The 15057-nt window shown below is 59.7% G+C and carries 21 protein-coding genes; 3 read left to right on the top strand and 18 right to left on the bottom strand.

The window, feature by feature from the left end; genetic code table 11:
• Position 1: 1 nt before the first annotated feature.
• The 11 genes from QM996_RS13875 to QM996_RS13925 all read right to left on the bottom strand — a co-directional run bounded on the left by QM996_RS13875 (position 2) and on the right by QM996_RS13925 (position 8016).
• Positions 2–604 carry a phage adaptor protein gene (locus tag QM996_RS13875; protein WP_500267978.1) on the bottom strand — a complete coding sequence of 201 codons (603 nt, stop codon included), beginning with the start codon at positions 602–604 and terminating at the stop codon, positions 2–4.
• Positions 601–1203, bottom strand: a complete 603-nt coding sequence (locus QM996_RS13880) for a phage adaptor protein (RefSeq protein ID WP_500267979.1) — start codon at positions 1201–1203, stop codon at positions 601–603. The genes QM996_RS13875 and QM996_RS13880 overlap by 4 nt, the downstream gene beginning before the upstream one ends.
• Complete coding sequence (locus QM996_RS13885; protein ID WP_500267980.1) at positions 1200–1373, bottom strand: hypothetical protein; 174 nt, start codon at positions 1371–1373, stop codon at positions 1200–1202. Before QM996_RS13885 ends, QM996_RS13880 begins: the two co-directional genes overlap by 4 nt.
• The gene (locus tag QM996_RS13890; RefSeq protein WP_500267981.1) at positions 1370–1693 is read right to left on the bottom strand and encodes a hypothetical protein; all 324 of its coding nucleotides are present in this window, start codon (positions 1691–1693) and stop codon (positions 1370–1372) included. The genes QM996_RS13885 and QM996_RS13890 overlap by 4 nt, the downstream gene beginning before the upstream one ends.
• Positions 1690–1890: a hypothetical protein gene (locus tag QM996_RS13895; protein ID WP_500267982.1), complete on the bottom strand. Its 201-nt coding sequence runs from the start codon at positions 1888–1890 to the stop codon at positions 1690–1692. The genes QM996_RS13890 and QM996_RS13895 overlap by 4 nt, the downstream gene beginning before the upstream one ends.
• Before the next feature lie 78 nt (positions 1891–1968).
• Positions 1969–2964, bottom strand: a complete 996-nt coding sequence (locus tag QM996_RS13900; protein WP_500267983.1) for a DUF5309 domain-containing protein — start codon at positions 2962–2964, stop codon at positions 1969–1971.
• Between the two features lie 24 nt (positions 2965–2988).
• Entirely contained in the window at positions 2989–3960 is a 972-nt protein-coding gene (locus QM996_RS13905; RefSeq protein ID WP_500267984.1) for a hypothetical protein, read from the bottom strand.
• Between the two features lie 34 nt (positions 3961–3994).
• Positions 3995–4234 (bottom strand): hypothetical protein, encoded by a 240-nt coding sequence (locus QM996_RS13910; RefSeq protein ID WP_500267985.1) that lies wholly within the window; start codon positions 4232–4234, stop codon positions 3995–3997.
• Positions 4231–6288, bottom strand: coding sequence for a portal protein (locus QM996_RS13915; protein ID WP_500267986.1), 2058 nt, complete (start codon positions 6286–6288; stop codon positions 4231–4233). The genes QM996_RS13910 and QM996_RS13915 overlap by 4 nt, the downstream gene beginning before the upstream one ends.
• On the bottom strand, positions 6288–7658 hold the full coding sequence (locus QM996_RS13920; protein ID WP_500267987.1) for a terminase large subunit domain-containing protein: 1371 nt from the start codon (positions 7656–7658) through the stop codon (positions 6288–6290). The genes QM996_RS13915 and QM996_RS13920 overlap by 1 nt, the downstream gene beginning before the upstream one ends.
• The gene (locus QM996_RS13925) at positions 7597–8016 is read right to left on the bottom strand and encodes a DUF5681 domain-containing protein (RefSeq protein ID WP_500267988.1); all 420 of its coding nucleotides are present in this window, start codon (positions 8014–8016) and stop codon (positions 7597–7599) included. Before QM996_RS13925 ends, QM996_RS13920 begins: the two co-directional genes overlap by 62 nt.
• 110 nt (positions 8017–8126) lie before the next feature.
• Here QM996_RS13925 and QM996_RS13930 point away from each other — a divergent pair, with 110 nt between their 5' ends.
• Entirely contained in the window at positions 8127–8261 is a 135-nt protein-coding gene (locus QM996_RS13930; protein ID WP_210266398.1) for a YHYH domain-containing protein, read from the top strand.
• A gap of 123 nt (positions 8262–8384) precedes the next feature.
• Positions 8385–8627: a hypothetical protein gene (locus QM996_RS13935; protein ID WP_500267989.1), complete on the top strand. Its 243-nt coding sequence runs from the start codon at positions 8385–8387 to the stop codon at positions 8625–8627.
• 1089 nt (positions 8628–9716) lie between these two features.
• Here the strand turns inward: QM996_RS13935 and QM996_RS13940 are convergent.
• From QM996_RS13940 to QM996_RS13970, 7 genes are all read right to left on the bottom strand, one after another.
• Positions 9717–9956 (bottom strand): hypothetical protein, encoded by a 240-nt coding sequence (locus QM996_RS13940; RefSeq protein ID WP_500267990.1) that lies wholly within the window; start codon positions 9954–9956, stop codon positions 9717–9719.
• Between the two features lie 7 nt (positions 9957–9963).
• Positions 9964–10749, bottom strand: coding sequence for a hypothetical protein (locus QM996_RS13945; RefSeq protein ID WP_500267991.1), 786 nt, complete (start codon positions 10747–10749; stop codon positions 9964–9966).
• 73 nt (positions 10750–10822) lie between these two features.
• Positions 10823–11443, bottom strand: a complete 621-nt coding sequence (locus QM996_RS13950) for a hypothetical protein (protein WP_500267992.1) — start codon at positions 11441–11443, stop codon at positions 10823–10825.
• On the bottom strand, positions 11440–11862 hold the full coding sequence (locus QM996_RS13955) for a hypothetical protein (protein WP_500267993.1): 423 nt from the start codon (positions 11860–11862) through the stop codon (positions 11440–11442). Before QM996_RS13955 ends, QM996_RS13950 begins: the two co-directional genes overlap by 4 nt.
• Complete coding sequence (locus tag QM996_RS13960) at positions 11859–12314, bottom strand: hypothetical protein (protein ID WP_500267994.1); 456 nt, start codon at positions 12312–12314, stop codon at positions 11859–11861. Before QM996_RS13960 ends, QM996_RS13955 begins: the two co-directional genes overlap by 4 nt.
• Positions 12311–12703, bottom strand: a complete 393-nt coding sequence (locus tag QM996_RS13965) for a hypothetical protein (RefSeq protein WP_500267995.1) — start codon at positions 12701–12703, stop codon at positions 12311–12313. The genes QM996_RS13960 and QM996_RS13965 overlap by 4 nt, the downstream gene beginning before the upstream one ends.
• 91 nt (positions 12704–12794) lie before the next feature.
• The gene (locus QM996_RS13970; protein ID WP_500267996.1) at positions 12795–13817 is read right to left on the bottom strand and encodes a bifunctional DNA primase/polymerase; all 1023 of its coding nucleotides are present in this window, start codon (positions 13815–13817) and stop codon (positions 12795–12797) included.
• Positions 13818–14354: 537 nt separating this feature from the next.
• On the opposite strand from QM996_RS13970, the gene QM996_RS13975 reads away from it, so the two are divergent.
• Entirely contained in the window at positions 14355–14993 is a 639-nt protein-coding gene (locus QM996_RS13975; RefSeq protein WP_500267997.1) for a helix-turn-helix domain-containing protein, read from the top strand.
• The last annotated feature ends 64 nt before the right edge of the window (positions 14994–15057 follow it).

Genomic DNA, 15057 nt, shown 5'->3' on the forward strand with positions numbered 1-15057 from the left:
TTCATGCGACACCTCGATCGGCGATGATTTCCTGCAAGAGGTCTGCCTCGAACTCGGCGAGGTTGTCCTCGTACGGCAGGCCCTTCTGCCGCTTCCAGCGCCAGATGATGCCCTTCACGAGCAAGCGCTCCGGGAACAGCGTCGTGTCATCGTCGGCAGACAGCGTGGCCTGAGGCCCTTCAGGATCATGCAGCACCCAGTATTTCGACAGATACTCGATCACGGCACCGACGGCGGATGCGGCCGGCGAAAACAGGATCTGCTGACCGCGAACGAAGAAATACGGCTGCGCCGACGGAATGCCGACGATGACGGCCCATTGCGAACTGTTGGTGATCGGCCGGAAGAAATCGCCTGTCGCTGTGCGGACGGCGCCACCGGGCGTCATGCGCTGGTAATCGTCCGGCAGGTTCTCCGGCGATGCGGCTGCGGTGTGGGTGGCCAGCATGCGCTGCCAGTCGGCGCGGCGTGCAATCTCATCGCCGGCTTCCTGGGCGAGCGCAACCATCGTCTGCGCGTTCGGGTCGTTGGAGCCGTAGACGCTTTCGAATTGGTCGAGCGAAACGACGTCGCAAACCTCGTTGATGGCGGAAAGCAAGGTCATGGGGTTGGGCCTCCAACGACGACTTGGGCATTGCCCCAGCGCGAGCGCTCATCGCCGATCTTGAGACCGGAAAGCGCCTGCATCTTCAGCTGCACGGCTGCTCCCGCCTTATCGACGTCCCGTTCCCAGATCGCGATTTCCTCGACGAGGGCGAAGAGGTACGCGTCGGCGGCCTTCTCGAGCAGCCAATTCGTCGGATTCGCGGGCGTGAGCGACGGGATCTTGCCGTAATAGGTGATGGTCAGATTGCCGTCGCCGACGGGGCGGACGTTGATCGTGTTGCCGACGATGAAATAGCCGGTCGGGATGCCCGATCGCCCGCCGTACCTGTCGGTGAGCTGCTGCTTCGCCACGGCACGAATGGTCGCGCCGTTGACATTCAGCACCTCGCGCGCCTCGACGAAATCGGTCGGCAGCGTCCCGGCACCATTCGTGATGGTGACAGGAGCCACAACCTCCATATCGGCGACGCGAAGAAAGCGATTGAGCTTGGTCTCGGCGAGGCCGACAAAGCGCGGGAACAAGTGCGCGACGTCATTGCGGCCGCTATACTCGCCCGCATCGACGAGCAACGAGGCGTAATCGGCAATGGTGCTCATAGGGGAACCTTCCGTGCGCGCTCGGCAGCGGCGTACATGCGAGACCGATCGATCAGGCGGGAAATCTGTTCATTCGCTTCCCGGTGGCCCTCGGGATTCTCCTCGACGCTGGGGCGACCCGCCTCGATAGCCTTCACCTGCCCTTGGATGCGGTCGTATTCGACGCTCATAGGTGGCCGTCCTTTGTCCGCCAGGCGCGATTGTCGGAACTGTTGAGGAACCGCTTCACATAGCGGTCGTCGCCCTCGCTGTGGGCCTGCACGAGGCCGCTGTTGTGGGCGATGTTCAGCGGGATCGAGGCGACCCGGTGCCAGTCTCCGCGCCAGGCCTTTTCGGCGGTGTTGCGGACTTCCTGATTTTCGCTGATGAGGTTGTCGACGGGGTAGTCGACGCGGAACACGTCTTTCTCCCCGTCGAACAGATGCCAGACCGAGCGGCCCGTCATCATATCGTGATCGTAGAGCGTCCACGCTCCATCACGAATGATCATTTGGAATCGCCCGGGAGCGGGTCGTTCCGCTTTGCCTTGCCTTCTTCGATGAGTTGCTTCGCGAAATCGAGGGGAAGGTCGATCTCGCCGCCCTTCGGGAGGCGCTCGCCTTCCTCGTCCCAGACGTCACGCAACAGCTTGACGGGAACCAGCTTCTTTTCCTTTGCGGCATCCGCCGGCTTGTTATGATCGGTCATTTCCACTTTCTCCTGGAACGCGAAAAGGCGAGCCGAAGCCCGCCCTTTCGCAGATGACGATGATGGTGACGGACGCGATTAGCTCGCGGCGGTCAGGCCGAAGAGGTCGGCAGCGATGCCGAGGCCCTTCTCGTTGTGGACCTTGAGGGTGCCCTCACCGATGAGGACGCCCTTGTCAGCGTCGCCCGTCTTCGCGACGTCCTTGTCTTCCTGGATCTTGCGGAGCCAAAGGAACGACAACATGTCGGGGTCGATGAAGAAGGCATTGCGGGCTTGCGCAGCGGCACCGGCCTGCACTCGGTTCGGGTGGATCATCACCGTCCCGAACGGACCTTCGTAGTAATCGGCGGTCGCAACGATGGTGTTGCGCTCGCCACCCTTGGAAACGGCGTAGCGGAACGGTGCGACGTTGGCGTCGGACATGAAAGTGACGAACACGCTTTTGACGTAGGGCGAGACCGAGACGTGACGGAAGTTCGCCCCGCTTTGGTAGCCCTGCTGCATGACGCTGTCCAAGATGGCCTTGGTGAACGCACGCTGCGTGCCGTTGGTCGGCGCGACCGTGAGGCCGGTCGGAGTATCGAAACCGCCGTTGGCGCCACCGGCACCGCGGGAGACGTTCGTTTCGATCCACGTGTTCAGGGAACCGAACTCGCGCGTGGCACCGCCAACCGATGCGTTGGTGTCAACGATAGCGAACTCGGTATCCTTGCGGAGTTCGACGCCCTTCTTCAGCTTCTGGTACTTGCGCTTCTGGACGTTGCCGGCCTCGGAAACGACTTCCTGGGTGGCGGAGATGATCCAGTCCTTGCGCAGGATCTGGGTGTAGTTACCCAGACGCTCCGGCGGGGTGATCGCGCCGAAGGTGTATTCGTCACCTTCAGTCTTGATGTTGGCTGCCGGAGCGGCGAGCTCGTCGGTCTCCCATTCGGGGTGCACCGATTTCGCGGTGCCCTTCTCGATCAGGGAGTAGATCGGGGTATCTTCCGGCGTGATGCGCGACACCACGTCGGAAAGTTCTTCGCGGTTGCCCACGGCCTGGTTGGTCGTGAACGTGTTTGCCAATGCGGCCATTTCCGTGTTCCTTCGATTGAGGGGTTAGTCGAAGTCGATCGCCATTGCGTCCTTGATCGACCCGCTTTTCGACAACCGCTGCATCGCTTCCTTGCTCTTGCGAACCTGCTGGTTGGCAGCACCGTTCGGGCGCGGGTTCGGCGTGGCCGGAGGCGCTGCCGTGACCTTGGTAAGCGCCTTGGCGCGGGCCTGTTCGGCCTTCATGCCGATCTGGGCATAGTATGCCAGGCCGAAAAGCCGGTGATCGCTGACGCCCTTCAGCTCGGCGTCGGAGAAGCCGAGTTCGCGTGCTGCCGAAAACGCCTGGTCGAAGAAAGCCTTGCGGCCTTCATCTTTGGTCGTCTGCGGGAACACCTGAGCCAGCTTTTCGCTCTCGGCCTGAAGCGTCTCTTCGGTCACCGACGATTGGAGCTCGCCGGCTACTGCCGTGGAGTCGTTCGCCAGTTCGATGATCTGGTTGATGTTTGCCAGGCCGTCGTCATACAGCGCCTTCTGGCGGGTGTACTCGGCGGGGTTCTGATACGCCAGCGACCGCGGCGGCTCAGGCGGCAAACGTTCCGCCAGGTAGGAAGCGATACCCTTGACCGTGTTGGTCACGCGGGTTGTCATGGCGTCAAGATTTCGGCTCCTGTTGCCGAGATCCTGCGTCTTGTGTCGGTAATCGCGATCCCGCATGTAGCCGAGCTTCAGCTCGGACAACGGCACCTGTTCGCCACCCTTCAAGGTAACGATCTGGCTGTCGGCTTCGTTGGCTGCCTCGCCGTTCTCGGCATCGGTCAGCTCGTCGCCTTCGGCGTTGTCTGCGGTATCGCCGGTCTCTTGGCCCTCATCCGTGGCCTCACCGGTCGCATTCGTCGACTGCCCCTCTTCCTCTTCCTGCTCGTTGGCCTCTCCGGGCTCGGCAAAGTCGAGGGTTGCGGCGTCGTCGATGGTGAGTGCGGGGCGACCGCTATCACTCTCCCCGACGAACGGGGAGTTGGTGGCTGCGTCTGTCATGTTGCTTGCTGCCTTCTAAGGTTTGGCCCGGGCCCTATGCCGGGGCGCCCTTCCCGTCAGCATTGGCTTGTTCCTCGGCGAGGAACTTGAGCTTGCTACGGAATTTTCTGATAGCCCGCGCTTCGGCCGCATAGGCGGCGCGGGTCTCATCATCGGTGACCGGTGCGTTGATGCACCCGTTGATGGCCGCTGCTTCCAGATCGTCCATGACGGTGTGAAAGAGTGGGTTGTCGAGCATCGCGCGAGCAGCGGCCCGCTTCTCGTCCTGCTTCATCCCGGTTGGCCTCCGATCTGGGTTTGCGGGATGCGCTGACCGACAAAGGGTTGTGCCATGGCCTGGTCACGCTTGAGTTGGATTTCCTGATCGATCTGGTAGCGCTTGAGCTCGCTCTCAGCCTGGATCTTCGCTATATCGACTTGCGTCTGGGCGGCCAGCTTCTGTCGATCGGTCTCAGCCTGAAGCTTTGCCTTCTCCATGTCCGCCTGTGCCTGCGCCTGAACCTTCTGCAGCTCCGGATCCGGCTTGGCTGCGTCGGCTGCGAGGCGCTTCTGAAGCTCTTCCTGATCAGGCTTGGTGAAATACAGGTCCGGCGACTTGAGACCGGCAGCCTCGACCGTTTTCGCGATCGAGTTATAGAGGTTGTCGGGGGACACATACGGGTTGTTGACCGGCCCGAGGGACGCGAGCAGCTTCTCCTGCAATTGCTGGATCATCTGCACCATCATCATATCGCGTTCCCGCGTGCCAGCGCCAAGACCCGTGTTCACCGTGGCGTCCATGGCCGCATTCCAGTGGCGAGGATCGAACGTCACCCACTGACCACGAAGGCGCACCGTGCGCGGCTGGTCCTGATGCTTGATGGTCAGCTTCAGCAGGCCCTGGAACACGCGCTTCAGGCCTTGCGCGAAGGTGCGAACCATCAGCTCGGTCTGACCGATGCCGGCGGCCTCGATCATCGACGAGGCCTTGGCGGTCATGTTCTGCAGCGCATCCGGCGCCAGGCCGCTCGAGGCTTCAGAAATGCCGGTGCGGTCCGTCGCCTCCTGATCGAGGTAGCCGAGCATGTTGAAAGACTTGTCAGCGACCAGCGGCACCTGGTTGTAGCCGACAGCATCCCTCACACTGACGCTCTGGCTCACCCGGATCGGCTGGCCGAATTTCGGGTTGAGCACCGCCTCGGGGTTCTCGATCGTGCCTTCCTGAACGATCGGCTGAAGATTGTTCTGCCAGTAGAGGTTATCGAGCGTCTGGCGCAGCAAAACCGTCTTGATGCGCTGGATCTCTGCCATGTCGTCGGTGATCGAATTGCCTTCCCGCTGGTGCGGTCGGCGTTCCGTGATCAAGTCGGCAAATGGCGCTTCGTCCCACTCTTCATTTTCGAGGAGGTTCTTCTCAGCGGTACCGCCCGCAAAGACCATGCGGCGCAATTCGGCGATTCCATCGTCGTCGGCATCGATCCGGACATACAGTTCGTAGTAATCGACCTCCTGAGCGGCCTTATCCGCCTGGTCGTCAGCATCGACGACATCGCGGCGCCGTGCGAACTCCTCGGTTTCCTTCTCGTTGTCCCTGGTCGTCGCCGGCAGAGCGTCGATCACCGCCCGATCGTAGCCCATCGCGACAAGGTCGGAACGGCGCATCTTCATGCTAAGCCCGGTGCAAAGGCTGTCCTCGATCGACAACGCGTCGGGATGGATGAGGAATTCCTCAAGCGGTACCGCCGCGAGCCTGGTGCATCCCTTTTCGATTACCCGCCTGATTTTGAGATCATATACCGGGATCTGTTGCGGGCCCTGCTCGGTTTCGACCGTGGCAACCGATTGCGCCTGTTCCAGCACCTCGACCGAATCGTCGGCGACGAGCTGCACCATGGCGGCCTCATCAAGACCGGTGTGTCGCGAGACCTCGACGACACGCTTCTTGTCGTACCACCAGCGGATGACACCGTTGCGCAGTTTCAGCGCGTCGTGCGCGGCGTCCTGCACGGCGTCGTAACCGTCGCTCTCCGGAAAGACGATGTAGTTGATGTAGTCTGTGGCCTGTTCGGCACCGGCCTCGTCACCCTGGTTGACCGGCTCGTATTCGACGACCTTGTCGTTGCCGAGAATGGTCCGGATGAGCGACGGCAACACCTTCTTGATGGCAGAGCGCACGTCACGCGAAACGACCTTCGACCGATTCGGGTCGGCCGGCACGTCTTTCATGACGCCGTCGTAATATTCCATCGCCTTGATGCGGTCGCCCGCGAGCTGGTCACGGAAGCTCTCGCAATCCTTGACCAACTGCGTCACCTGCGAGGCGAGCTGTTCATTCGTCAGTGCAGGCATCAAACAACCTTCCGATCCGTGAAGGCCCAGGCCTTGTTGTCGGGCTTGACCTTCGCAAAGCGCTTCATCATCAGCGCGTAGCGGGACGCCGAAATCAGGTCGTCCATTTCCTTGACGATCTGCCCATCCTTGCGGTGGTAGAGGAGGAATTCCTCGAACCACTCCGGGCAGGTCGAAAACACTTTCCAACGACCGGTCATCATCCGGTCGAGCATGTCCATGACACCAGCCTCGACGCCGTTCGTGCCATCGTCGAAGGTGGCACGCTCCGGCAGCATCGATAGCCCTTGGTTCCGGTACTGGACGGCCAGTTGTTCGCCGCTTCCCTTGTCGTGCTGCAAACCGTCGTGCGGCCACGACCACGGCAGCCAGGCGCCCCACGGCTTCAGCGCTGCGGCATGAATAACCGGCGTCGATTCCCTCGCCCGATAGGCCTTCGTCACATAGAAAACGTCGGCGTCGCGGTCCCAGGCGCAGCCGACAGCGGCGAACGGGTGATCCCATCCAAAATCGAGGCCACCGATCTGCACCCAATGTTTCGGGATCTCGAACGGCGCGACGGTGATGCTCTCCTCTGAGACCGGGAAGATGCGACCAGAGCCGAGCGTTGGGATGCCCTTCGTGCGAGCTTCCTTCTCGTGCGCCGGGTAGCTATCGATGATCCTCTGCCGTTCTTCGGGGCTGTAGTGCTCGGCATCCTCAATCGTCATCGTCGTGACAGTTCGAGTGGCCGCACCGGCATCACTGCCAGGCAGAACATAGCGCTGGACCACGGCACTCATCCCATTCAGGGGTGTGAACGTGACCGTCACAAGCCCGTTGGTGGCATTGGTTCGCGTGATGCCTTCGAGATAGACATCCTCGGGCGGCTCTTCGTCGAACCAGACGTAATCAACCGTGTTGGCCTGCCATTTGCCGCGGCCCTGCTCGTATGCCTTGAAGAGCAAGGTGGACGTTTTGCCGGAGGCATGCCGAACTGTGACGCTATCCAGCGCCTGAGAGACGCCAGAGCGGCGCGTGTAGTCGAGAATGTCGGCCTTCGGTATGTACCCAGTGCCCCAGTCCTCTTCACTCATTGGCGGGCCGATCATGAGGCGCTGCACGCCGTCGCGTGTCAGCTCATACGATTCCGAGCCCGCAATCATCACGACCGGTTTTTTGAAGCGGAAGCCTTCCCACCAATCGGGATACTTGCCCGAGAGATGCATCGCCGCTTCCGCGGCACCGGCCAGCGTCTTGCCGAGCTGGTTGCCGGCCATAAAGAGCCGTTCGCGGTACTTCGCACCCGCCCGGTGAAACTCTCGCTGCTTACTGTATGGTCGGTACTTCGCCAGCAGATTGGTCCGCCGTCTCCGCTCCATCTCCTCCATCAGAACCACGTGCTCCCGCAGGAGCGAGGAAAGGTCCAAGGAGGGCGCTGAGTTCGCGGATGCGCTCGGTAAGCTGTTCATCCGTCAGATTGTCCAGATTGTTGATGTTGACGTTCAGATCCTTCGGCAGGATCGACGCGACGACCTTCAGGTACTGGTCGGGCTTGTTCTTGCGCACCGCCGCAATCACCGCGGCGCCGTGCTTTTCGAAGTCCTTGTTCATCGCTTCGAGGAAGGCCTCTCCGAGCTTCGATCGGGCGCCTTTGGGCCTTCCTGCAGGGTTGCCTGACTGGCCTGGCTGCCAAGGAGGGGCGCCACCCTGTTTGGTCCGTGTATTTGCACCGCTTTCGTCAGCCATTTCGCTATGTACTCGTTAACCTATTCAACCAGTCAATTTTGTAACTTCTAATTTAGCCTCGACTCCACTTGTGTGCCGTGTTTAAGTTGCAATGCAATGGAGGGACCATCATGAAGTTGATAAAGCTTGCAGCGGCTGCGCTCATCTTTTTCGGAAGCGCAACCTACGTTTCTGCTCACAGTGGGGGGACTGACGAGAACGGTTGTCACACCAACCACAAGACAGGCGGTTACCACTGTCATTGACACCTGACCGAGGCCTCACTCGGGGGCAGCACCCCGAGCGGGGCCTCAGGTATCTCAGAACGATTGATCGTTTCTCCGGCCTCAACTACATTAGCAACCTGTGATCGACCAAGGGGGAGGACGATGCACAAGGTATGGCTCATAGCCCTTGCAGCACTAGTCGGCTGCAACTCCAGCTCGTCGAGCGATTGGAAGGAAATTCAAACCAACAGTAAAGAATCTCGCTTCGAGCGCGCCAAGGCTATTTGTAATGGGCGCGCCGCGGAGACGCAGGTCATTGCGGGGCGTCTCTGGATGGCCGGCGCCATCGCTGCGGACAGCACCTTCAAAGCATGCATGGCGGAGCAAGGCTTCTCCCCGAAGTAAGCCGCCGCGCTGAAGCCGTGGCAAAGTGCCGACAGCCTGTTCATCTCCCGTTTTGGTTGCCCTGGTATAATTCGCGAGTCGAAATGCATCCAAGAGGAGTGAAGCATGAGCCGAAACACCGTCCTCGGAATTATCCTTGCCGTGGTCGTCGTCATCCTGGTCGTCCTGCTAATGCCAAAGAAGGAAGCGACTACGGAGACCGCAACACCGCCCGCCACCACGACTGAGCCGACGACTTCGCAACCGTCGACGACCACGCCCTCAACAACTACCCCGTCCACTACAGCACCGTCGACCTCGGAGCCTTCAACCACTCAGCCGTCGACGACCACACCGTCCACTACGGAGCCGTCAACAACGACTCCTTCAACCACGCAGCCGTCTACGACCCAGCCTTCAACCGCGGCGCCTGCCCAATAAGGGCCTAACGCCCGCGACTGCCCTACCGTGTAAACGCGGCGGGCGGTCGCGCTTGCCCGGCTGGCCTGCTCTGCCCGTTTCCCCCGTTATTTCGGGACTCGTCTGTCATGTGGGATTGCCTTTGCACAACGCGTGCGCGAGTTTCAGACACCGCCCCGGGCGTGGGGCACATGGGTGACGGGGGCTCGGATATGAACGTCGGGACGACACACTTAGCAGCAGCGATCTTGATTGGATTTGCAATGCTCAGTGCTGCGGTTGCATTCAGAAAGAACGACTTCGAAAGTTGCTCCGCGCGCTACGATCGAATTGCGAAGGCGACTGTTCCAGATGACACTGTTCGCGCCATGTACGGCATTAAAGCTTGCAACGGAATCTGGGGACAGTGACCCCATCCAACCGAACTGCCGTCATGATTTTGGGAGAACGCAATGAACGAAGCGCTGAAGAACTACGCAAAGCGGCTCGAGAAAGAGGTTGAAACGTTCTCCGCCATCATTGCGATATGAAGGCCGGCCGGCAGACCTCATACGAAGTCGATGCAAACTCCGGCCAGCGAATCGACATGACGCCCGAACGAATCTCTGATTTCGAACTGATCGTTGCCAACTTGAAATCGGTTATTGCCGACATCAAACGTGAGCCTTCATAAGCGACCAGTCGTCCCCTCTAGTCCCTTAACTTCCTCACCACCTTCTTCGCCGCGTAAACAGCCCCCACTCCCGCAAGCGCGGTGACACCAACGACTACCACAGCCGGAACGCCGAACGCTCCAAATGCGCCAGCGACGCCGACCCCGCCGACCATCGTGCCCGCACCAAGTCCGGCGGCGCCACCGCCGATTTCGAGCTTGTAGCCCTCAGTTAGCTTGTTGGCCTTTGAAAGCGCATTCTTCAGTTTTGCAGCCATCAGTCCCTCAGTCTGCGTCGCGATGGATCACGTCAGTGACCTCGATTATTCGGTACAATGCAGGTCGACCTCCAACGGAGCGCACCTCAACATTCACCTGGAAGATGCACTGTAGAGGGTTCTCTTGAAGATCCAGAACTCGTCGCTTGGCATCCTCGCTTGAGAATTGAAGTCGGACAGGTTTCGAATGGATCGCTTCTATGATGCCGCGATCACCAGACTTTGCCGACGCACTGTTCTTCACTTGCTCCAAGATCATCAGTTGGTCAGACAAGACTTGCGATGCCGGTAACCGTGGTCCGAGGAATCGATTAACGCCGTTTTGAACAGCGTTCGCTTCGACGCCGTTAATATGAAAGTGCTGGTGCACGTGCACGGTAGCACCGTCCATCACATTCATGTTTAGCTGGGAACCGAAATCCTTAGCTACCGGCTCTACAAACTGGGCAATCTGCTTCGCCTGCCGCGTTGTCGGCTCGTTCCTTTTGTCCGAATCTCGGCCCAGGAAGTAATTGACGAGTTCGTTGGTGTTGGCGACGAACCCGGCAAAGACCTCGGCGTGCTCCATTATCCACTGAGCCTGTTCCGCAACAGTGATCAGGTCGGCGATGACGCTACCCGACCTTATCTCCTTGACATAGAGACGCAGATTGTTGGGGTGCGGATCCTCGGTCTTGGAGTTCGCGAAGTCACGAAACGATTCCGCCAGCGCTGTGAAACTCGTCGTTAGGTCGACAAGTTCAATGGGCTTTGTGTTCTTAAATTCGATCCGCAGCACAGAGTTATCTTGCATTGCACTCCCCTCGGCCCTCAACTCAAGGAAGCGCATAATGACCGCGTTGCCAACTGAAATTTACGCGGAGACCCTAGCTAATCTTCCGATACTGGTCGGGCTTTCCATCAGGAGCCATCCACGCGTGCAAACCCGATCTTATTGATTTGCCCCTGTGTTCTGGCTCCATTTGGGCCACGAGTAAATGGGGATCATCGTGCAAGAAGAGTGCGCCCTTGGACGATTTCTCGCCAATTTCTTGCAGTGATTGCACAATCCACCGCTGAACCGTTCGTTTAATCCATGGCTTTTTTGTAGGATTTCGGCGGTTCCGGTTGCTCAGGTACCGATCCCACTGCCAGCCGCGGGCCTTGATTTCGGCATAGGCGAGCAAGACTTTGCGGCGCTCTTCGTCCGAGACGTGTTCGATCACCCAGGCAAACGCCTCTTCCATCGCGGAGATGCGCTCGCGGGTACACCTAGCCTTCCGCTCGGTCTCGCGGCGCCTGGCGCTCTCGCGTTCCTTGCGGTGCTTGCCGCCGGCCTCGATCTGATCCTGCAGATCCCGGGTGTAGATTTCACCGGGCGTGTGCAGATAGTCGGGCATCGAGGACCCGAACGCCCGCGGCCCTACCCTCACCGGTAGCGCGATGTCGGTTTCCATCGCCTGGATAAGTCGCTCGAGCACGATGGCTTCGCGTTCCGTGATCTTCATGCAGCTTTGTCCTCGTGAATGGCTTGAGCCAAAAGAATGGAGATTGCCGTCGCAGTCTTCGCCATGCGTCCGTGGTCGCCCACCACGAGCCGCTGAGCGCGATTGCGGATTTCGGCCAGGTCGATGCGCCGGAATGCCTCGATCGCAACGGACGGCGATTCCTGGGCGAAATGCGCGCCGACGAAACACCATGTCGCCCAAACCGTGACATCGTCGAAGCAAGTCGGGTTTGAAGACTGGATGCAGCGGATGACGAGACCGGCGCGATCTACGTCCTTGCGCATCAGCCGCTTGAGCGTACGGCCGCCATAGATCGTGTTGGCCGGCCGCGGCGTGCGGCTCTCATGGTACGGCCGCACACGGAGTCCGTACCCCTCGCAGAAGCGATGAAGGTTGATGCCGTTCTCTGCTCGGTTCAAGCCTCACCCCGCTCGGCTTTCTCTGCGAGGTAGGCAGCGACGTCGATGCGCCGAACCTCGGACGCCGGCCCGAAGGTTCCGAGCTTGTGGTCGCGATACGTGCGCTCGCCGGCGGGGTCGAATTTCGCCGCCGCGACGGATCGGACCCAGCCAGGCGCCTTGGCCGCGTTCACCTTCATTCGGTGCTCCTGCTTGGCCGTCATCTGCTTGCTGGCCGCCTTCTCCCTGCGCTTCTCCTTCTTGGACTTCGGGCGCTGCGGTTTGCCCCAAAGCACCTTCTTGTTGCTCTTCGGTCGGGCTGGCGCGTGGGCTTCGTTGTCGAGGCGATCGAGTGCCTTCCATGCCGCCGCGTTCGTGTCGAACGGGCCATCGACGAGCTTCCCACGCTGGTCGACGACCTCATATTGGCCGTCGTCGTTACGGCAGACGTTGAGGACTCTGGTCATGCTCATTCGTCTCTCCCGTGATTGGCCAGGAAGTCAGGCAAAACCCAATCGGTGCGGCCGTGGGAACGCATGTCGGCGATGAATTCAGGATGGGTCGGCTCATTGTTAGACCGCGGCACCTTCGTGTTGATCTGGCGCTCGATCTGGGCCTGCATGTCTTCCGGCCACAGCAGATGTACGGGTTCCCCAGCCATCGCTGCGGCGACGAACACGTCGGGTTTCGGTTGAGCCAAAATGATGTTGCGGAAGGTTTCAAACGACCGCTTGGCGGCGTTGCTGTTCGGATGGTGCTTCATCCGCTCAACGACCTCCCATCCCATCAGACGGAAGCCGACGAAGTCGAGGTACAGGTAGGCCTGAGCCTCAGTCATTTTCGGGGGGGCGACCGTGCTCATTTCGCACCGCCGATCCACCGAGGTCTTAGTAGAAAGAATTTTGCTACAATATAACTAGACACATCTCTCTCCTGTCTCTCTGCCTTCATCATCACAGCAGTCTTACGATTGGAGGGTCGTTCTTTCCCGATCCGCCTGGATGGACGATTTCGAGGAAGAACCGGTCGACGAGGGTATCGCGAGCTGCGCGGAAGGTCGGAACGCTCACGTCCATGGAAGCGGCGTAAGCACTCGACAAAGGGAACTCGCCGCCATTGCGATAGCCGTTGGCGAGGCGCAGCCGGACGAGCAGCGAAAGCGCGTTCGGCTGATCCCAAAGATGATCGATATCGCTCTGGAAAATGACGGCGGTTGCCTCTCCGCCGGTCACCATCAGGCGGCCGCCCTCTTTGTACTTCCATGCTGATTTGGACACGCTGAGCACTTCGTCGGCGGGCAGTGGCTCAGCGAACTGCTGGTTAGCGTGTGAAACCATCTGGATAAGCTCCTCCTGTGTGGTTGCCTGGTGGGCTTGGCGCAGGGCGCGATGGAAAAGGGTGTTGTTGCGCCCGTCGCCTTTACGCATGCCGGTCTGACGTCGACTTGGGTGCTCGGATGTGTCGCGCACGTGCGACGGTTTCGGTTCTTCCTCAATCTGAGGGTGGACCATCGCCGGCAGACGATCGAGGTCGTCCATTTTGCCTTGAATGATCTCGTACCGGCCGCGGGCACCCATGGAAGGCGGCGCGACCACATAGCCATTTCCGAGGATGTCGACTGGGCGCGCTGGATCTGGCCTGATGCGCCGGCTTTCGCCGTTGTTGCGGTACCAAGCCTGAAAGTTCCCGGAGCCGCTGCGAACGATGAATGGCGTCTGCCCATGGCGTGCGAGACCGTCGGCGAGTTCGCGCTCGTCTGTGGTGTCGACGTCGAGGATAGTCAGCCTGTTGCGCTTGCAGGCGATTCCAAGAGCATCATGATCGACGAAACGCAGGGCGAGCTGGCTGCTCGTAGGCAGGCCGATTTTGAGGTAGCCCTTCACGGCTGGCTTTTTCCGTGTCTCGTCGACGACGACGGGGAACGTGATGATACCGTGCTCGGCGTAGCGAGGTTGCCATTCCGCGAATGCGCCCATCTAACTGAACACCCTCCGCAGCATCTTCATGCGAGCCGCAGCCTTAACGGCTTCGAGAGCATCCGAGAGAGAGAAGCCAAACCGTGTCGCCAGTTCCTCGGCGGGTTTCGGTGGCCAATTGGGTTGATCCGCGAGCCATTGGCCGCCGCGGACGATGTGTTCGGGATAGGGGAGTGAGCGAGGCGTGGTCATAGCGACACCGGCCGCAGTTTCGCTAAGTGCGCTTGCCGCACCGAAACCCAAGAGGCCGATGTCACTTGCCCCTCAGTTATCAACTCAAGCTTGGCGACAAGAGAAATAGGCGGTTCAGCCGCACCCGTTTCATATCGCTGACAGGTCCTAGCGGGGTTCTTCCCTCCAATGCCGAGCATCATTGCGATGGCCGCCATCGTCATTTCGCGTTGCTGTCTCCAGCGCCTTGGTGTGGTGATTTGATTGCCCATGTGCTTAATATAGCCATACACGCTATGTTAACGTCAAGCCTATATAGCCGAGTGAGGCATACCAAATCCTCCAAAACTAAGCAAAGTGCGCTATATGAAACAGCCCTCGACAAATCGCATCGCCGAACACCGCAAGCGCGCCGGCCTCACCCAGCAGGACCTCGCTGAAAAGCTAGGAGTGCATTGGATAACCATCAGCAAACTGGAGAGAGGGCAGACGCGATTAACAATCGATTGGATGGAGAAAATCTCAAGCGCACTAGGCGTCGGCACCTTCGACTTGGTTACTCGCCCCAAAGCAATCGCAACAGTGCAGCTTACGGGACGAATCCTGCCAGGCGCGGAGATTGAGCCGTTTCCAGACGATGAGCCACGAAACTTCACGATCCGGACCGACTACATCGTAGACTCCGAAACGTTGTGGTTCGTTGTCGAAGACGACGCGCTGTATCCATGGTTCCATACCGGCGACCATATAGGCGCGGGGTACACGGCGGCAGGCCCGGACGAGCACATAGGCCGACTATGTTTAATCTGGGATGAGAACAACGACGCCCATCTTGGGATCTTAGCGCCTAGCAAGCAAAAGGGGCGATATGACCTACATCGCCCGTCGCTCCCGCCGATAAGAAATAAACTCGTGACCAACATCTCACCGATCGTTGTTGCTCTTTACGCTACATCCCTAGTCGAGTCGGAAGGCTATCTTCCGGGTCTTGGAGATGAGATATAGCCTATATCGCTATAGTGACTTGACGCTGACATAGCGTTTGTGGCTATATATCTCCGTCATCCTC

The organism is Sinorhizobium chiapasense (assembly GCF_045277575.1).
Taxonomy (GTDB): Bacteria; Pseudomonadota; Alphaproteobacteria; order Rhizobiales; family Rhizobiaceae; genus Ensifer; species Ensifer chiapasense_A.